We start from the raw sequence: 18,647 nt of genomic DNA, 5'->3' as shown, positions 1-18,647 counted from the left end.
AATGAATAAAACCCATTTTTTATTTCTAATACTTCCGTTTCTGTTGATTTCTTGTTTAAAATCAGACAAGCAGTCGCAGCCCGTTTCCGGGAAAACAAATACCATTTCCATAATTATCGACGATCAATTATGGTATGGAGAAGTTGGTGATACCATTCGAAATAAATTCGCCTCTCCTGTTTTAGGTCTAACTCAGGAAGAACCACTCTTTACAATTAATCAATATCCTGCCAAACTTCTGGAAGGATTTGTAACCGACAGCCGAAGCATTATTGTAGTAAAAAAAACAGCAAACGAAAAGTTTGAAATTACCCACAGTAAAGCTTTACCTCACAACACATTTCGCATTTACGGAAAATCTATAGACGATATTATCTGCAGTATCGAATTAAATTCGGCACAGATTATCAAAATGATCCGCGATGCCGAAATCGAAAAAATTCAGGAAGATAACAGCAAATCGCTTTTAAATCCTGCTGTTATAAAAAACAAATTTCACATCGATATTCAAATTCCAACAGGATATGAATATGTCTTGCACAAGAAAAACTTTATCTGGCTGAAAAAAGACATTATTAGCGGCAACACCAGTTTATTGATATACCAAATTCCATTGCACAATTTTAAAACAAAAGGCAATGTTGTGGGCAATATTATCAAAATGAGGGATTCTGTTGGCCGTTACATTAAAGGGCGTGAACCAAACACACCCATGATTACCGGCGAAGCTTATGCGCCTTATTTTTCTGCCACTCATTTAGACGATAAAGAAGCTTTTGAGACCAAAGGTACATGGGAGCTGAAAAATGACTTTATGGCCGGTCCTTTTATTAATTACGCTATTGTTGATCCTCTTTATAACCGAATCCTCGTTATTGAAGGATTTTGCTATTCTCCCTCAAATCAGGAACGCGACCTAATGCTCGATCTCGAAGCAATTATAAAATCAGTAAAAATAGACAAGCGATAAAAATATGTATCAGGTTTTCGAACTGCAGCAACCTGAAACTTGAAACTTGAAACTTGAAACTTTTCAGTTAATATATTTCTTACTTTTGTTTTTATAACAAACATAAAAACAAAGACTTATGAAAAAATTAACCACAGCATTAGTACTGTTTGCAATGTGTTTTGTTTCTTGTAAAAAAGAAATAAAGACAGAAACAATAACAGAAAAAGATTCAGATACTGTAAAAACAGAACAAGCTGAAGCAGAACCAGTCTTAGACTCAGCAGCACAAATGAAAGCCTGGCAGGCTTATGCGACTCCGGGAAACCCGCACAAATTAATGGCAGACGAAGTGGGAACCTGGAACTGCGATATGACATTTTGGTCTGAAGCAAACGGAAAACCAGAAAAAGCAGCTTCAGTAGCAGTTATTAGAATGATTTTGGGCGGACGCTATCAGGAAGCCGATTATAAAGGAACCATGATGGGACAGCCGTTTGAAGGCAAAAGCACTTTGGCCTACAACAATGCCAGTCAGGAATACACTACGACCTTTATAGATAATATGGGAACCGGAATGATGGTGGCAATGGGAAAATACGATGAGAAAACCAAAAGCATGGAATTAAAAGGCGAAATGGTTAACCCGTTAAACGGAAAGAAAACACCTTACAGAGAAGTTTATACTATTGTTGATCCCACAACTCGAAAAATGGAAATGTTCGATGTAAAAAATGGAACAGAATATAAAAGCATGGAAATCATCATGAAGAAAAAATGATGTGCTGTTTACTAGAAAAATCAAAAATCCCGATCGCATTTTACGATCGGGATTTTTAATTTTTAAGGGTTTTTATATTGAGCAACAATGTTGCAATAAGTAATTTTGTGCTTTTTAGTTTTTCTTTATTTTTTGTATATAAAACATTTATATACAATCAAGTAATAACTATTGTTTAAAGTATTGGTTAAGACAAAATAGAATTTGAAAATCTCAATACAATTAGAATGATGGTCTAAATTTTCGTGATCAAAAACTCAACCCGCCGATCGTAATTATCGCCCATTCTTAAAGGAAATTTATTCCCGCAGCCTTGATACCGCATTCTGTTTTTAGAAACTTTTTTAGAACTCAGGTAATTAAAAACGGTTTTTGCACGGTTCCATGAAAGCCTTCTTTCTTTGGTGTCTTTATCAATTCCGTCACTGTAAATTTCGGGAGTGCAGCAAACGTGGCCGCGTATTTCAAATTGTATGTTTTTTTGCTTTAAAAGAGTCAGTGCAATTTTATCCAGTTCCTTTTTAGAATGATTAGTGAGTCTGGAACTTCCCATGTCAAACAAAATGCTTTCAAGATATATTTTGTCGCCAACCTTTAATTTGTCTTTAAAAGAAGAGTAAATGTCTTTTCCAAAACTGTTGCGTTTTACTACAATCAAATCAACGCGTCTGTTGCGTAATCGGGTTTCATAAAGATTTTCGACTGTATCAGGCCTTACCACAACACGGCCTTTTCCTTCAAGAATAACAATTTTACTTTCCTTAAACCCTGATGAAACTAATAAATTTTGTATCGTATTAACCCGGTCGTGAGACAAACGAAAATTATAATCGTCAGTACCGCGGTCATCACAGTAACCATAAATTTGTATAGATTCAACTTTTGCCGTGTCTATCGATTTTATAAAATTATTTACAACTTTGCTCTGCGATTCAGTAAGATTGTATTTGTCGAAATCAAAATATACTGTTTCGATTGGTTTTTGCTGTGCCGCTAAATTGTAAATAATAAACAAAAAAAGGACCCGGGAAAGTTTCATTTTCTACATTTTTAAAATCGTTTTATATTCAGTTTGATTATTTAATACGTTTACTGCTCTCTTAATTTCTGAATTGTTCTTAATGTAAAATTGATACAAACCTTCCTGGTATTGGTATCTTTTAATAAGCTCTTCCTGAATTAAACCTCTAATTTCTTTTTGGTTTTTGTCAAGGAGCGTATTCTCACTTTTCTCTAATGCGGCTAATAATTGTTGATATTCGGGAGCAATAGTCTCGTCAATTTTTTCATTTTTGGCTGCTGCCAAAGTATTTTTTAAAGCAACTTCAGTTTCGGTATCAAAACTAATTTTGTTCGCTTTTAAATATTGTTTGAAAGCCGAATAATCAGCATCAGTAACAACGGGTATTTTTTCGCCCAGATTTGGGTTTTTATAGTAATAAGATGTTGCGTAGTCAAATATCCCGTCATTTTTCAACAGAGCGGTCGTAATGGGGCTCATTTTGGCTTCTTCAAGTTCAATGTCCGGTAAAACACCGCCGCCGTCATAAACCGTTCTTCCTTTTCGGGTTTTAAAAGCATTAAAATTTTTGGCATCTGTTTTTTGGGCAACACCGTTTTTATCTTTGTGCGCATAATCAAGTGCCTGTATGCATCGTCCGGATGGAGTGTAGTAACGGGAAATCGTAACCTTTAACTGAGTTCCGTAAGTCAAATCAACTGAGCGCTGTACTAAACCTTTACCAAAACTTCTGCTTCCTAAAACTACAGCACGGTCTAGATCCTGCAAAGCCCCCGAAACAATTTCAGATGCCGATGCACTTCTTCCATTTACCAAAATAGCAAGCGGAATCTGAGTATCAATTGGTTCTTTTGTTGTTTTATAAGTATTATTGTGTTTTTCAATTCTTGATTTTGTCGTTACAATAACTTCATTTTTTGGAACAAACAAATTACAAATATCAATAGCTTCATTTAAAAGTCCGCCCGGATTACCTCTTAAATCCAGAACAATTTGAGTGGCACCGTCAGCTTTTAATTTTTCCAATGCGTCTTTAACTTCGGCAGAAGCCTTTCTGCTAAAATGTGCCAGAACGATATATCCGGTTTTGTCATCGATTTTTCCATAAAACGGAACCGATTTAATATCGACTTCGTCTAAAACCAATTCTGTTGTGTACGTTTTTCCCTGACGCAGGTATTTTATTGAGATCTTTGTGTTTTTAGTTCCTTTCAGTAATTGCGAAGCATCATCTTTAAAATCAGCAATTAAAACATCGCCAATTTGTATAATTTCGTCACCTGCTTTTAATCCTGCTTTGTCTGCCGGATAATTTTTATAAGGTTCGCGAACAATCAATCGGTCTTTTTTGCGGGCAATCATGGCGCCAATTCCGGTATATTCTCCCGTATTGTTGATTTTAAAATTTACAACATCCTGTTCGTTAAAATAAACCGTGTACGGGTCCAAACTTCCCAGCATGCTTTTTATGGCTTTGTCCATCAAATCTCCCGGATTGGTTTCGTCTACATAATTTGTGTTTACGGCTTTGAATAAGGTTGTGAAGATTTCAATTTGCTTGGCAATCTCAAAAAAGTCCTCTTTGAAACTGGTTCCAATAAATAAAAAACCTGCAGCAGCAGCTGGTATAATGAATTTCTTTTTGAAATAACGATTCATGATTGTTGTTTTTTTCTTTTAAATCTTTTTCTAATAAAATAGGCTAATACACAAAATATAATAATAAACGGCCAAACGCTGATCAGCGAAATTAAGAAATCAGATAAACTAAAGAATCCTGATTTTACTGCTGTCCAGATTTTTGAACCGTAGGATATTTTTACACCTTCTTTTTCGGCGGTTGTTTTGTAAAATTCTATGGTAACAGTGCTTTCAGAAACACGGCTCTGCAAATATTTTAATTGGCCTTCTTTGGCTTCTATTTCCTCGCGAATAACTGAAATTTGTTTTTCAATTTCTAAAATCTCACTCACTTTAGCCGCTTTCTGCAAAATTTGAAGATAACGTTCTTCAAGTTTTTTCTTAGTGTTTAATCTTGAAGTTAAATCTATAAATTGCTCTGTAACATCCTGTGCAGAAATATTTTTAATTTCAAAATACGATACACCTTTTGAAATATCATTTATAAAACGGTCAAAATTCTGACTTGGTACTTTTACGGTAAGGTTTCTAAAAACGGTTCCATAATCTTTTCCTTCAGAATCGTTTATAATTGTGGCTTTGCCAGCCGTAACCGCTTTTTGAATTTGATTGAAAGTATTTTCTAAATCATCGGTTTCAAATCGTAAAGTGGCTTCTTTAATGATTTTCTGTTCTATTTTTGGCGCAGACAAATCCGGATTGCGATCATAAGAATCAGATTCTGCATTTACATTTGCATTTACATTTGCTTTTGCAGGTAATTTTACAGCAGAAATCATCATCGATTCATTCTGCGGTTCATTAGATTTACTGCATCCGGAAAAAATCAGAAAGAAAACAGACAAAAAGAAAATATTTCGCATAAAATTTCAATTTAAAGCTAAAACTACGATTTTTTTATCTAATCTGATTAATTATCTTACCTTTTGAGAGTCAGGGCTTAGTTCTCTTTTTCAGAATCTGCGGGTTTGTTAATCTGCAGTACAAATTTCTCAAACAGCTGAATTGTTTTAGTATTAATTTCTTGATAAGACAATCGGTCTTTTGACTGATAAAAAAGCATGAAAGAATACGGCTTATCGAGATTATCGAGAAGCAAATGTTTGTTAAGCCTGTAAGTTTCTCTTAAAACTCTTTTGAAATAATTTCTGTCAACTGCTTTTTTAAAGTATTTCTTAGAAACTGAAACGCCCACTTTAGTATTTCCCTGATATGCTTCTTCCGCCTGACGGTAAACCAAACGAAGCGGATACTTTGAAACCGATTTCCCTTCAGAAAACAGTAATCCAATCGTTGTTTTGCTCTTTAAGCGTTCATTTTTAGGGTATGTGAAGTTCATTTAATTCAGAAAAAAGTTGCAATTTCAAGGGCAAAGGTACAATTAAACCATAAAAACGGTTATTGTTTTCAAATTTTATACCGCTAAAAATATATTTACTACTTTTGGCGTTAAATTTTTTCAAGCATGCAAAAGATAATTTCATATCCAATATCGGTAATTTATTATTTATGTTTTGGATTTTGTCTGGCAGTTTTTCACCCAATACAGTGGATCTGCCTTAATCTTTTTGGATATCAGGCACACAAAAAAAGTGTCGATTATTTAAATTTCTGTCTTTTAAGATGCACCAACCTTGTTGGAACTACTTATAAAGTTACAGGCGTAGAGACTATTCCTAGTGGTGTTCCCATTATTTTTGTTGCCAATCACCAAAGTATGTACGATATCGTGGCAATGATTTGGTACTTTAGACGTTTTCATTGTAAATTTGTAAGTAAGAAGGAGTTAGGAAGCGGAATTCCAAGTGTATCTTTTAATTTACGCCACGGAGGTTCTGTTTTAATTGACCGTAAAGACCCTAAACAAGCGATTCCTGTAATCAAAGGCTTGTCTGAATATATAGAAAAAAACACTAGATCTGCAGTAATTTTTCCGGAAGGAACCCGCAGTAAAACCGGGAAACCAAAAGAATTCGCTCAAAGCGGTTTAAAAATCTTATGTAAATATGCGCCATCAGCGTATGTAGTACCTGTCAGCATCAATAATTCATGGAAGATGGTTCGTTACGGAATGTTTCCGGTAGGTTTAGGAAACCATCTGACCTTTACAGCTCACGAAGCGCTTGCTGTAAAAGATTATAAGTTCGAAGAATTAATGGAAATTACTGAAAAAGCAGTAAAAGAAGGAGTAAATGAGTATAAACAGGTTTAAGTTTTAGTCCGAGCTGAAACGTACAACCCAAATTTAAAATAAGTAATGTCTATAAAAAACATTCGATTAGAAGTGATGCAGTTTTTGGAAAAAAACGTGGACAGCTTCGTTGAACAGTATTTAATTCCGGTGGAAAAAATTTGGCAGCCGTCAGATTTCCTGCCTAATTCTGAAGGAGAAAACTTCTTTGAGGAGGTTAAGGAACTACGCGAAATTGCGAAAGAACTTCCATACGATTTCTGGGTAACACTTGTAGGTGATACAATTACCGAAGAAGCTTTGCCAACATACGAGTCTTGGTTAATGGATGTAGAAGGAGTAGATCAGGTGGAAAACGGCGGTAATGGATGGTCTAAATGGATCAGACAATGGACCGGTGAAGAAAACCGCCACGGTGATCTTTTAAATAAATACTTGTATTTGTCTGGTCGTGTTAACATGCGTGAAATCGAAATGACAACACAGCATTTAATTAACGACGGTTTTGATATTGGAACTGGAACTGACCCATACAAAAACTTTGTATACACTAGTTTTCAGGAATTAGCAACTTATGTTTCTCACAACAGAGTATCGCAGATTGCGAAAAAATTTGGAGATAACAAGCTGTCTAAAATGTGTAAAATGATTGCAGGTGACGAAATGCGTCATCACCATGCATACAGTGAATTTGTAACCAGAATTTTCCAGGTTGATCCTAGCGAAATGATGCTGGCTTTTCAATACATGATGAAACAGAAAATCGTTATGCCGGCTCACTTTTTAAGAGAATCAGGTCAAAAGATCAGTTCTGCTTTTGAACAGTTTTCTGATTCTGCACAGCGTATTGGAGTTTACACGGCTACTGATTATGTTGAAATTATGCAGAAGTTAATCAACAAATGGGAAATTGATAAAATCTCGAACTTAACAGACGAAGCCGAAAAAGCACGTGATTACTTAATGAAATTACCAGCCCGTATGGCTAAAATTTCAGAAAGAATTGTAATTCCACAAGAGCCACACATCTTTAAATGGGTAGAACCGGCTAGATTGTAGATTTTAGATTGCAGATTTTAGATTTAAAATTGAAATTGATTTTTGATATTGATATTGAAATTGATTTTTGCTATTGATATTGAAATTGCCATTGCCATTGAAATTGATTTTTGCAATTGAAATTGATTTTTGCCATTGCCATTGATATTGCTATTGCCATTGAAATTGATTTTTGCAATTGATATAGAAAACATTGTTGATTGTTGAAGTTTAAAAGCTTTAACAATCAACATTTTTTATTTAAACTATAAAAAATACCAGTGTAAATCTGCTGCATCAGTAAAATCAGTGCGCCATTTCACCACAAAACAAAATATTTATGAATAATTCTGAACTTATAATTAAAACAATCGCTTTTGTAAAAGAGAAATTAGACGATGCCGAAGGCGGACACGACTGGTTTCATATCGAACGTGTTTACAAAAATGCTCTTTTAATTGCCGGTGACACCAACTGCGATCTTACTATTGTTCAGTTAGGTGCTTTACTGCATGATATTGCCGACAGCAAATTTCATAACGGAGACGAAACCATTGGCCCAAAAACAGCACGCTTGTTTTTAGAGTCAGAAAATGTTTCAGAAGACATTATCCTTCATGTGGTTAATATCATTGAAAATATCTCTTATAAAGGCGGAAATTTTGAAAAGAAATTCTCATCTGTCGAGTTAGATGTTGTTCAGGATGCCGACCGCTTAGATGCAATAGGCGCAATTGGGATTGCAAGAGCGTTTAATTATGGCGGATTTAAAAACAGAACTCTGTACAACCCCGAAATTGCCCCGGTAACTAATATGACCAAAGAGGAGTATAAAAAGAATAATGCTCCAACAATTAATCATTTCTATGAAAAGCTTTTACTTTTAAAAGATAAAATGAATACCGAAAAAGGAAAACAAATTGCCTCAGAACGCCATCATTTTATGGAATTATTCCTTGCTCAGTTCTATGCAGAGTGGGAAGGATTAAAATAAGCTTTGTTCTTTTATAAATAAAAAAACGGTTTCATATTCTGAGACCGTTTTTGTTTTCAAACGTTTATTGGATATAATACCCTGTAATTAACCTTTTAAAAGGGACATTATCCCAAAAGCACATAAGAAGCCTATTGAAAACCATAGTAATCTGGCAACCCTGTTGTCTCTTACTATTTCTTGTTTTTCGAACTTTGTCATTGTTTAGATAGTTTTTTTACATTGCAAAATTAAATTGTGTAAAACACAAAAACAGGCTGTAGAAGTTTTTTTAGCATTAAAAAAAGACATTTTTATGCCTAATTATCGCTGATTAAGAATACACAAGCTTTATAAAGGAAAATCTCTATGAAGCTTGTGTTTATAAATTCGTTTAGATAGACTTTGTAAAAATTAAACTAGTCTGTAACCAGTGTTCCCAATAAGGTTGAAAAAGCAGTAGTAGGATTTCCGTCAGAATCTTTACTGATATAAAGTCCCACATAGCTGCCGCCATTAGTTTGGTCCGGTGTTCTGGCCTGAACAGAGATGCTGTAGGTTGTTCCTTCTGTTACCGGTATCTGGCAGTAAATAGTGGTAGTGGCTGGAAAGAGATCTGTTTTATTGGCAAAAGTAGAAACAGGTGCTGTAGTAATTAAAGAAGAACCATACCCAATAGGTGTTCCGTCTACCATAACTGCCATTTCGGTTTTAACCACTGTTGGGCTTTTGGTAAGAAAAATATCCGGAACGGTAGAAATTAAATTGGCCTCAAGATACAATACCCCCGTAACAGGAGCAGTGTAAGGAATGTTTTCCATTCTGGAAACAGGATTAAAAGCCGCAGAGTTAAATTTTGAATTTTGATCTGCCCTAATGAAAAACTGGAACATGGTGGCACCTTTAATTCTCATTAAAGGTTTCCAGATTACGTTTCCGTTTGCATCGGTAGAAACCGCTATATCATCTTTCTGCGGCAGTGAGGCATCTGTACCTTTTGGTATTTGTGCCTCAACCATAGTAGTTTTAGAGGTAGTCTCGTCTATAGACAAGGCATTGCTTCCTAAAAGCGAATTGTAAATGCCAAAAGTGCCGTTGTCTTTTTTTAATGAAAAATAATTAGTGCTAATGCCGTTTTGATCTAAAAATTGGGCTTCTTTTTTAATATTAATATCAGCTATATTACTAATATCATTATTGTTTAAATTTAAGGTTGTAGTGGCGGTATGGTTTCCTAAATTATCGCCCGGCGGGCTGAGATTTATATTTACTTTTTCGCCGTATGGGCTTAGTACGGTTTTAATTTGTGCAGACATAAAGGTACTGCTGAGTACGAGTAATAATGCTATTTTTTTCATAATAATTTTATCTTAATGAGTTATATAAAGCGGGCAGAAAAGAAATAAGAATTTGTTAGAGTCGCAAAAAATTTGTAAAAAATGGTTTCTGCCCGGCTTTGTGTATTAAATTTCTTTAAAGATGCTTTTTGTAAAAAGTATACTAGTCTGCAACTAGAGTTGCTTGCATTCTTGAGAGATAAAATTTATCTGTTCTATCTGTTGGGACATATGTGCCAACATAATTGAATGGAAGAGCAGCACTATCTGTATAATCTGCGACACGGGCCATAACTGTAAAAATGTAGCTTTGTCCTTCAATTACGGGATACTCGCAATAGAGATTCGTAGAAGTAGGATGATAATTCGTTTTATTTGCATAGGCCGAAGTGGCTCCTGTTGTAATAAAAGAAACACCATAAGCAAACGGTATGGGTACTCCATTTACTGCAATAACCATTTCGGTTTTAATAGATGTTGGCGTTGTATAGGCAAGCATAATGAAATTAATCATAGCAGCTTTAATATAGAGTACTCCTGTAGCAGGTGCAGTTAAACGCATGCTAAAATTACCAATAGGAGTGAAAGTTGAGGTATTGATTTTTGTAAAGTCTGTAGTGTAGATTTGAGTGATGTCAGTTGTAGCGCCTTTTACTTTGTATAAAGGTTTCCAGGTTACATTTCCATTGGTATCACCAGCAACCGCTACAAAACTTTTATCTGGTGTTGAGGCAGGCGAATCTGCTCCTCTTGTTATTTGTGCACTTACTACCGTAGTTTTAGAGCTGGTTTCGTTTATAGATAAGGCATTGGCTCCAGCGCTTGAATTGTAAATACCAAAAGTACCGTTGTTTTTGTTTACGGTAAAAGTATTACTGTTGGTCGTATTGGTGTCAAAAAACTGCGCGTCTTTTTTAATAAAAGCAGTGGCGGCGCTGCTAATATCGTGTGTATCGAGATTTAATGTTGTGGTGGCAGTATGGTTTCCTAAATTGTCGCCGCCGGCATTCGGGTCTATAGTTATCCTTTCTCCATTAATCGTAACTAAGGTTTTGGTCTGCGCACACATTAGGCCGCAGTTGAGTACTATGAGTAATGCTATTTTTTTCATAATAAGTTTATATAAATGATTTATTTAAAACGGACAAAAGTATTTTGAACCGTTTTTGTGTAAGAGTATTTAAAAGCTGCTAAGCAGTAAAAAAGGCATTTTTAATCTCTAAGAAATTCTTCAAAAAAACTAAAAACATTTCACTTGTTAATTAACAAAATAGTCTGGATCTGTGACTAGAGTTCCCATTAGCGTTGAATAGGTCGTAACAGAGCCGTTTGTATAATTTCCTACAGCACTGCCCACACCGGCAGTCGTGGTATCTCCTGTTTTGGCCAGAACCGTAAAGGTGTACGTTTCTCCTTCTGTTACGGGCATTTGGGACATAATGGTGGTAACAGCAGGAAAGTTTCCGCCGCCGTTAGTAAAAGCCGAAGGCAGTGCTGTTGTAATGGTAGATGCACCGCTTCCAATGATATCGCTTCCCCACGAAGCCGTTACGGTAATATGCATTTCGGTTTTAACAGAGGTTGGGGTTTTGGTTACCACACCGTTTGGAATTATACTATACAAATTAGCACATAGGTTTAGGACTCCTGTAGCGGGTGCTGTATAGGTGGCCGTTAAACCGGGAACCTCGTTAAACGCGGCTGCATTGTATTGAGAGCTGCCTGTACTGTAGTTAAGGAACTGAAAGGTTAGTGCATTTTTAACTTTAACTAAAGGTGTCCAGGCTGTGTTTCCATTTGTATCTGTAGATGTCAGCACATTGTCTTTTTGAGGCAATGATCCGTCTGTACCTTTTGTTATCTGCGTTGTAACAAATGTAGTTTTAGAACTTGTTTCGCTTATTGATAAAGCATTGCCGGCCGTTAGCGAATTGTAAATTCCAAAATTGGCATTGTTTTTATTTAAAGAAAAATAATTACTGTTTCCTGCATTTTTATCTAACAGCCGGGCTTCTTTTTTTACAAAAATGGTTGAGACATTATCGATGTTGTTGTTATTCAAATTTAATGTCGTTGTAGCAGTATGATTTCCTAAATTATCACCAATCCCGTTAGGGTTAATGGTTACTTTTTCTCCATATACAGTAACTACTGTTTTAGTCTGCGCAGACATAAAGCCGTAGTTAAATAATAATAATAGTGCAATTTTTCTCATAGTAAAAGTTTATCTATATAGTTAAAATTAAAAGTGCACAAAATTATCTCGAATCATTTCGCTTAATGACCCGTAAAAGTTTTATAAGTATTAAAAAAAGACATTTTTTACTTTTTAAGATATCTTCTAAAAAAAAACTGCTTCATAGAATTACCTATGAAGCAGCTTTTTTTAATTGTTAATTGTTAATTGTTAATTGTTAATTGTGAATTATTAATTGATAATTGATAATTGATAATTGATAATTGATAATTGTGAATTCTTAGAACCTTAGCACCTTAGAAAAAAAAACTAACTGCACCCGCAGTTTCCGTCGCCGCAGTCTTTTTTCTTTTTTGATTTCCAAAAGAACTTTCTGATCAAAAAAGCAACGGCAATACCTAATATAGAAAAGGCAATAATTTCTTGCACCATGACATTTTACTTTAAAAATTGATACGCTATAAGCGCCGAAATGTAAGCCAGACCAGTCATAAAAAACAACTGCATAACAGGCCATTTCCATGAATTGGTTTCTTTTTTGGTAATTGCTAATGTACTGGCGCACTGCATGGCAAAGGCATAAAAGAGCAATAACGAAATACCGGTTGCAAAGTTAAATATCTTTTCGCCTGTTTCGGGATTTACTTCTTTCTGCATTCGGCTTTTAATAGTCGATTCGTTATCGCTGTCTCCCACACTGTAAATCGTGGCTAGTGTTCCCACTAAAACCTCACGCGCTGCAAACGAACTGATAATGGCAATTCCTATTTTCCAGTCGTAACCCAAAGGAGAAATTACAGGCTCAATAGCTTTACCCATAATCCCGATATAAGAGTTTTCTATTTTTTGAGAAGCTACTTCGTTCTCAAACTGAGTTTCGTCTAAAGTAGTATTGGCAAATCTTTCTTTTACAATAGTCTCAGCATCATTAAATTCTTTTCCGGGACCAAATGAAGCCAAAAACCATAAAATAACCGATATTGCTAAGATAATTTTACCTGCACCCAAAACGAAAGCTTTGGTTTTCTCTACCACATTAATTCCAACATTCTTTAAAAGCGGTAATTTATAACTTGGCATTTCGACAACGAAATACGTTTTTGAGTTGAGCTTTAAAACTTTATTTAAAATATAAGCCGAAATTATCGCGGCTACGAATCCTAACAGATACAGTAACATCAAGGATAATCCCTGAAGATTTAAAAATCCAAGAACTCGTTTATTTGGGATTACCAATGAAATCATAATGGCATAAACGGGTAATCTTGCCGAGCAAGTCGTGAATGGCGTTACTAAGATCGTAATTAGGCGTTCTTTCCAGTTCTCGATATTTCGGGTTGCCATAATAGCCGGAATAGCACAAGCCGTTCCTGAAATTAAAGGCACAACGCTTTTTCCCGAAAGACCAAATTTGCGCATTATTTTATCCATCAAAAATACCACACGGCTCATATAACCGCTTTCTTCTAAAATGGAAATGAATAAAAACAAAAAGGCAATCTGCGGAATAAAAATAATAACCCCGCCAATTCCCGGAATAATTCCCTGCGAAAGCAAATCGGTTAAAATGCCGCTAGGCAGTTCTTCAGAAACCCAGCTGCTTAATGAAGCAAAACTGGCATCAATAAAATCCATAGGAATTGTTGACCAGCTGAAAATCGATTGGAAAATAATAAATAAGATACCAAGGAAAATGGCATAACCCCAAAATTTGTGGGTTAAAACACGGTCTAGTTTTGCCCTGAAATCTGTAGCTGCAGAAGCATCAACTTTTAAACCTTCTTTTAAAACATCATTTATAAACTGATATCTTTTGATGGTTTCCTTTTGCTGTAAACGTTTTAACTCTGAATGTGACTTGGTAAACGTATTCCGGATTTCATTTCGGTCTAAATTCGAAAAGTTAACATCCTGCGTAATTACCAGCCACAATTTATACATTAATTGATTTGGAAAAGCATGCTGCAATTTTTCAAAATATTCGGGATCAATTACCGAAGCGTTTAAGCAAGGTTCGTGCGTGATTGTTTTATAGGAAACAATAAGCTCTTTTAATTCTTCAATTCCTAAACCTTTGCGCGAACTTACGAGAGCAATTTTGGTTTTTAGTTTTTCTTCTAAATACGGAATATCTAATGAAATTCCTTTGCTTTCCATACGATCAGACATATTGATGACCAAAATGGTTGGAATTTCAAGGTCTTTTATCTGAGTGTAAATCAGTAAATTTCTTTTAAGATTTTCAACATCAGTTACCACAACGGCAACATCCGGATATAATTTGTCGTTTTTGTTGAGCAAAAGTTCAATTACCACACTTTCGTCCATCGAACTCGCATTCAAACTATACGTTCCCGGTAAATCGAGAATGTTCGCTTTTATGTTTTGAGGTAATTTACAAAAACCGATTTTTTTCTCGACCGTAATTCCGGGATAATTCCCAACTTGTTGATTTAAACCTGTTAACTGATTAAATACTGAAGTTTTTCCTGTATTTGGGTTTCCAATAAGGGCAACATTGATATTCTGAATGCTCATTATAAATTGTTTTGGATAAGTTCAACTTCAATTTCACGAGCAGTTTCAACACGAATAGCAACATGCGAACCGTTAATGTCTAGATATAGAGGATCTCCAAAAGGAGCAATTTGAAGCAGTTCGACTAAGCTGCCAGGCAGACAACCCATTTCTAATAATTTTAAAGGAATCAAATCGATATCAAAATCTTTGATAATGGCTTTATCGCCTTTTTTCAGGGTATGGATTGTATTCTGCAAAGCTTATTTAGATTGAATTTAGATTGCAAAAATAGGCAATAATTATTTATCTCAAGGCAATAATCGCTTTTGAAAATGCTAAAACTTTCTAAAAATAAGGGATTTTACTCTTTTGATAAGAAATCTATGTCTTCTAACAAACGCTGGATTTCTTCTTTTTTGGTTCCATCATAAAAACCGCGCACTCGTCTTTTTTGATCTACCAAAACAAAATTCTCTGTATGCACCATATCATACAGCTGATCTGGTCTTCCCAGTTTTACCGCCAGATACGATTTTCTGGCCATAGTGTAAATTTCTTTTTTATCGCCGGTAACCAAATTCCATTTGCTGTCAACAACTCCATATTTTACCGCATACGCTTTTAAAACCGAAACACTGTCTACTTCCGGAAATACCGTATGAGAAAGCAATTTTACTTTTGGATTATTTAAAACCGCTTTTTGAACATCGGCCAGATTGGTTGACATTTTTGGGCAGATAGAACCGCAGGTTGTAAAAAAGAAATCAGCAACATAAATCTTGCCTTCATAATCTTTTTGGGTAATCGTATCACCGTTTTGGTTTACAAACTTAAAATCAGCAATTGTATGGTATTTGCTTTTATACTGAATCGTGCTGTCTACCAATTCTGGATTTACATCAGACGGATTGTAAATGGGAAGTGTTTTTTGCGGTTTTAATGCCGAATAAAATAAAGATATAGTGACTGCAGAAAATACAATTAATACAATAAAGAATTTGCGGTATTTATAAAGAAGCGATTTCATAAAAATAATTTGGCGCAAAAATACGAAAAGAGCATTTTAAAAACGGCGGTTCTAACACTTTTTAACAGACTGGATGTGTTGTAATCTCGCAAAGGCGCAGAGGCGCAAAGTTTTTTTAAGATTAATCTTTATAGACTTAAAAACACAAATTTGAACTAGGCGACTTTGATTAAAAACCAGCGCTGCGATTATTGCAAAAATTTTAACATAGAGTTTCAAATATTAACAATATGTTTGTGTTTACACTCAAAAACTATGTATTAATGAAAAAACAATTAAGCAGACCCTTATTTTGTGCTTTTTCTGTAATGGTTTCATTTACAGCAATGCATGCACAGACTAAAGAAGTAAAAGAACCCGGTATTAATGTCTCGTACATGAATACTAAAATTAGTCCAAGCGAGGATTTTTTTAAATATGTAAACGGAACCTGGCTGGATCAAACAGAAATTCCAAGCGACAGAAATTCCTGGGGAAGTTTTAATGAACTGCGTCAAAAAACAGATGATAATGCATTGGCGATTTTAAAAGAAGCTTCAAAAAATCCAAAATACAAATCAAATACAGATCAGGGAAAAGCGATTGCTTTGTTCAATACGATCTTAGATACTGTTGGAAGAAACAAACAGGGAATAAAACCATTGCAGCCAACTTTAAAAAAGATTGATGCAATTAAAAACGTAACCGATTTACAAAACTTCCTTACCGAAATGCAGGCGCAGGGTAATAGTCTTGGTTTTTTTGGCGTATATGTTGGTGCCGATGCTAAAAACAGTAATAAAAATTCGGTAACATTAAGTCCGGGAACTTTAGGATTGTCTGATAAAGATTATTACAATTCTGATGATAAAGATTCTAAAGAAAAACGTGAAAAATACGAAGTTCACGTTGCCAGAATGTTACAGTATATTGGCGAATCTCCGGCAAAAGCCAAAGAAAGTGCAAAGCAGATTGTAGCCTTAGAAATCGAAATGTCGGCTCCAAGGCTTGATCGTGTTGAAAGAAGAGACCGCAGAAAACAATACAATCCAACAGCAATCGCCGATTTAAAAAAGAATACTCCTTCAATTCAGTGGGAAAAATATTTCGCAGGAATTGGAATAACAAAACTGGATACGGTAAATGTTGCGCAGCCACGTTATATGACTGCTTTGGAAAAAACGTTTACAGAGAAAAAAGTTGAAGCCTGGAAAGAATATTTAAAATGGTCTTTACTAAACCGTACAGCATCAACATTAAGCACAGATATAGAAAATGCCAATTTTGATTTCTACGGAAAAACATTAACTGGAGCTTTAAAACAACGTCCGCGTGAAGAAGTAGCGCTTCAGGTTATCAACGGAGCAACTGGTGAAGCTTTAGGAAAACTGTATGTTGAGAAATTATTTCCAGCCGAAGCAAAAGAAAAAGCAAAGAAAATGATTGCTAATGTAATGCTGGCTTATGAAAACAGAATCAATGCGCTGCCATGGATGTCTGCAGAAACAAAATCTAAAGCGATTGAAAAATTAAAAAAACTGACCGTTAAAATTGGATATCCTGATAAATGGAAAGATTACTCAGCTCTGGAACTTAAAAATGTAAACGAAGGAGGAACTTATTTTGATAATATGAAAAATGTATCAAAATGGTCTTACGCTCAAAGTTTGGCAAAATTAGGAAAGCCGGTTGATAAAACAGAGTGGGGAATGTCTCCGCAAACGGTAAACGCTTATTTTAATCCATCTTATAACGAAATTGTATTTCCTGCCGCAATTCTGCAGCCGCCTTTCTATAATTATCAGGCTGATGAAGCTGTAAATTATGGTGGTATTGGTGCGGTTATCGGACATGAAATTTCACATGGTTTTGATGATTCAGGAGCAAGATACAATGCCGATGGAAATTTAGTAGACTGGTGGACTGCTGATGATTTAAAACAATTTACAGCTCTTGGCGGCGAACTTGCTGCTCAATACAGCGCGCTTGAACCGCTTCCGGGAATTTTTGTAGATGGTAAATTTACATTAGGAGAAAACATTGGAGACTTAGGCGGTATCAATGCAGCTTATGACGGATTGCAGTTATACCTAAAAGAAAATGGAAATCCGGGTTTAATCGATGGATTTACTCCAGAACAGAGATTCTTTATTTCGTGGGCGACAGTTTGGAGAACAAAATCAAGAGATGAAGCAATTAAGAGTCAGGTAAAAACAGATCCGCACTCACCGGGAATGTACAGAGCAGTTGTGCCAATCCAAAACGTTGATGCTTTTTATCAGGCTTTTGGAATTAAAAGTGGAGACAAAATGTATATAAGTCCAGAAAAACGAGTTAAAATCTGGTAATCAATTTTATCCTGTTACAAAACAAAAACCGGGGTTGTCTCAATTTGAGACAGCCCCGGTTTTTTAATTCCCCCAGCGGAGCAAAATATTTGTAGAAAATCAATGTAGAGCTCCAGAGGAGCGACATATTTATAGCAGATGTTTATAGGAATTCAATTTGCAGTATCATAAAGCTCCGGAGGAGCGGCATATTTATAGCAGATATTTATAGGAATTCAATTTACAATATTGATAAAGCTCCGGAGGAGCGACATATTTTTCTACGTTTTAATATATGTCGCTCCTCCGGAGCTCTATGTTGCGGATATTTATCGTTTGCTATAAATATTTCGTTTCTCCGAAACGTTATGTTGTAGATGTTTATAAAAATTCAATGTACAATATGATGAGGCTCCTTTGGAGCTCTATGTTGTGGGTATTTGTCGTTTGTTATAGATATTTCGTTTCTCCGAAACGTTATGTTGTAGATATTTATAGAAATTCAATGTACAATATGATAAAGCTCCGGAGGAGCGATATATTTATAGAAAATTTAATTTTACAATGTCATAAAGCTCCGGAGGAGCGGTATATTTTCTACGTTTTAATATATGTCGCTTCTCCGAAGCTCTATGTTGCGGATATTTATCGTTTGCTATAAATATT

18 protein-coding genes are annotated in these 18,647 nt (G+C 35.2%); 6 read left to right on the top strand and 12 right to left on the bottom strand.

The features are described 5' to 3' along the window. Window position 1: 1 nt before the first annotated feature. A complete protein-coding gene (locus tag ACTJIW_RS23600; RefSeq protein WP_012023061.1) occupies window positions 2–970 on the top strand; it encodes a DUF4837 family protein in 969 nt (322 codons plus the stop codon). Window positions 971–1,088: 118 nt separating this feature from the next. Next, window positions 1,089–1,730 carry a DUF1579 domain-containing protein gene (locus ACTJIW_RS23595; protein ID WP_440716463.1) on the top strand — a complete coding sequence of 214 codons (642 nt, stop codon included), beginning with the start codon at window positions 1,089–1,091 and terminating at the stop codon, window positions 1,728–1,730. Window positions 1,731–1,965: 235 nt separating this feature from the next. Here ACTJIW_RS23595 and ACTJIW_RS23590 read toward each other — a convergent pair whose 3' ends face one another. From ACTJIW_RS23590 to rnpA, 4 genes are all read right to left on the bottom strand, one after another. Further along, window positions 1,966–2,769 (bottom strand): OmpA family protein, encoded by an 804-nt coding sequence (locus ACTJIW_RS23590; RefSeq protein WP_149205883.1) that lies wholly within the window; start codon window positions 2,767–2,769, stop codon window positions 1,966–1,968. Window positions 2,770–2,772: 3 nt separating this feature from the next. Further along, window positions 2,773–4,410, bottom strand: a complete 1,638-nt coding sequence (locus tag ACTJIW_RS23585; protein ID WP_440716464.1) for a S41 family peptidase — start codon at window positions 4,408–4,410, stop codon at window positions 2,773–2,775. Then, complete coding sequence (locus tag ACTJIW_RS23580) at window positions 4,407–5,255, bottom strand: DUF4349 domain-containing protein (RefSeq protein ID WP_440716465.1); 849 nt, start codon at window positions 5,253–5,255, stop codon at window positions 4,407–4,409. The genes ACTJIW_RS23585 and ACTJIW_RS23580 overlap by 4 nt, the downstream gene beginning before the upstream one ends. Before the next feature lie 77 nt (window positions 5,256–5,332). Further along, window positions 5,333–5,731 (bottom strand): ribonuclease P protein component, encoded by a 399-nt coding sequence (gene rnpA / locus ACTJIW_RS23575; protein ID WP_440716466.1) that lies wholly within the window; start codon window positions 5,729–5,731, stop codon window positions 5,333–5,335. Window positions 5,732–5,857: 126 nt separating this feature from the next. Between rnpA and ACTJIW_RS23570 the strand changes: the two genes are divergently transcribed. Both ACTJIW_RS23570 and ACTJIW_RS23565 read left to right on the top strand, forming a co-directional pair. Next, window positions 5,858–6,604, top strand: a complete 747-nt coding sequence (locus ACTJIW_RS23570; protein WP_440716467.1) for a lysophospholipid acyltransferase family protein — start codon at window positions 5,858–5,860, stop codon at window positions 6,602–6,604. 45 nt (window positions 6,605–6,649) lie between these two features. Continuing rightward, window positions 6,650–7,642 carry an acyl-ACP desaturase gene (locus ACTJIW_RS23565; RefSeq protein ID WP_440716468.1) on the top strand — a complete coding sequence of 331 codons (993 nt, stop codon included), beginning with the start codon at window positions 6,650–6,652 and terminating at the stop codon, window positions 7,640–7,642. Between the two features lie 23 nt (window positions 7,643–7,665). On the opposite strand, the gene ACTJIW_RS23560 is transcribed toward ACTJIW_RS23565, so the two are convergent. Beyond that, window positions 7,666–7,875, bottom strand: a complete 210-nt coding sequence (locus tag ACTJIW_RS23560; protein ID WP_440716469.1) for a hypothetical protein — start codon at window positions 7,873–7,875, stop codon at window positions 7,666–7,668. Between the two features lie 86 nt (window positions 7,876–7,961). Here ACTJIW_RS23560 and ACTJIW_RS23555 point away from each other — a divergent pair, with 86 nt between their 5' ends. Continuing rightward, window positions 7,962–8,615 (top strand): HD domain-containing protein, encoded by a 654-nt coding sequence (locus ACTJIW_RS23555; RefSeq protein ID WP_440716470.1) that lies wholly within the window; start codon window positions 7,962–7,964, stop codon window positions 8,613–8,615. 398 nt (window positions 8,616–9,013) lie between these two features. On the opposite strand, the gene ACTJIW_RS23550 is transcribed toward ACTJIW_RS23555, so the two are convergent. From ACTJIW_RS23550 to ACTJIW_RS23520, 7 genes are all read right to left on the bottom strand, one after another. Further along, a complete protein-coding gene (locus ACTJIW_RS23550; RefSeq protein ID WP_121362762.1) occupies window positions 9,014–9,952 on the bottom strand; it encodes a hypothetical protein in 939 nt (312 codons plus the stop codon). Between the two features lie 142 nt (window positions 9,953–10,094). Next, the gene (locus ACTJIW_RS23545) at window positions 10,095–11,042 is read right to left on the bottom strand and encodes a hypothetical protein (RefSeq protein ID WP_121362763.1); all 948 of its coding nucleotides are present in this window, start codon (window positions 11,040–11,042) and stop codon (window positions 10,095–10,097) included. 147 nt (window positions 11,043–11,189) lie between these two features. After that, window positions 11,190–12,146 (bottom strand): hypothetical protein, encoded by a 957-nt coding sequence (locus ACTJIW_RS23540; protein WP_440716471.1) that lies wholly within the window; start codon window positions 12,144–12,146, stop codon window positions 11,190–11,192. A gap of 291 nt (window positions 12,147–12,437) precedes the next feature. Further along, window positions 12,438–12,560: a FeoB-associated Cys-rich membrane protein gene (locus ACTJIW_RS23535; RefSeq protein ID WP_073099451.1), complete on the bottom strand. Its 123-nt coding sequence runs from the start codon at window positions 12,558–12,560 to the stop codon at window positions 12,438–12,440. A 6-nt stretch (window positions 12,561–12,566) separates the two neighbouring features. Further along, entirely contained in the window at window positions 12,567–14,666 is a 2,100-nt protein-coding gene (gene feoB, locus ACTJIW_RS23530) for a ferrous iron transport protein B (protein WP_440716472.1), read from the bottom strand. Further along, on the bottom strand, window positions 14,666–14,905 hold the full coding sequence (locus ACTJIW_RS23525; RefSeq protein WP_012023048.1) for a FeoA family protein: 240 nt from the start codon (window positions 14,903–14,905) through the stop codon (window positions 14,666–14,668). The genes feoB and ACTJIW_RS23525 overlap by 1 nt, the downstream gene beginning before the upstream one ends. A gap of 104 nt (window positions 14,906–15,009) precedes the next feature. Next, on the bottom strand, window positions 15,010–15,675 hold the full coding sequence (locus ACTJIW_RS23520; RefSeq protein ID WP_012023047.1) for an SCO family protein: 666 nt from the start codon (window positions 15,673–15,675) through the stop codon (window positions 15,010–15,012). Window positions 15,676–15,938: 263 nt separating this feature from the next. On the opposite strand from ACTJIW_RS23520, the gene ACTJIW_RS23515 reads away from it, so the two are divergent. Beyond that, complete coding sequence (locus ACTJIW_RS23515) at window positions 15,939–18,002, top strand: M13 family metallopeptidase (protein ID WP_440716473.1); 2,064 nt, start codon at window positions 15,939–15,941, stop codon at window positions 18,000–18,002. Window positions 18,003–18,647 lie beyond the last annotated feature (645 nt).

Source organism: Flavobacterium sp. 22659 (genome assembly GCF_052044235.1).
GTDB classification, from domain to species: domain Bacteria; phylum Bacteroidota; class Bacteroidia; order Flavobacteriales; family Flavobacteriaceae; genus Flavobacterium; species Flavobacterium johnsoniae.
Note: the sequence above shows the minus strand (reverse complement) of the source record. Positions and strands in the feature narration are given on the sequence as shown.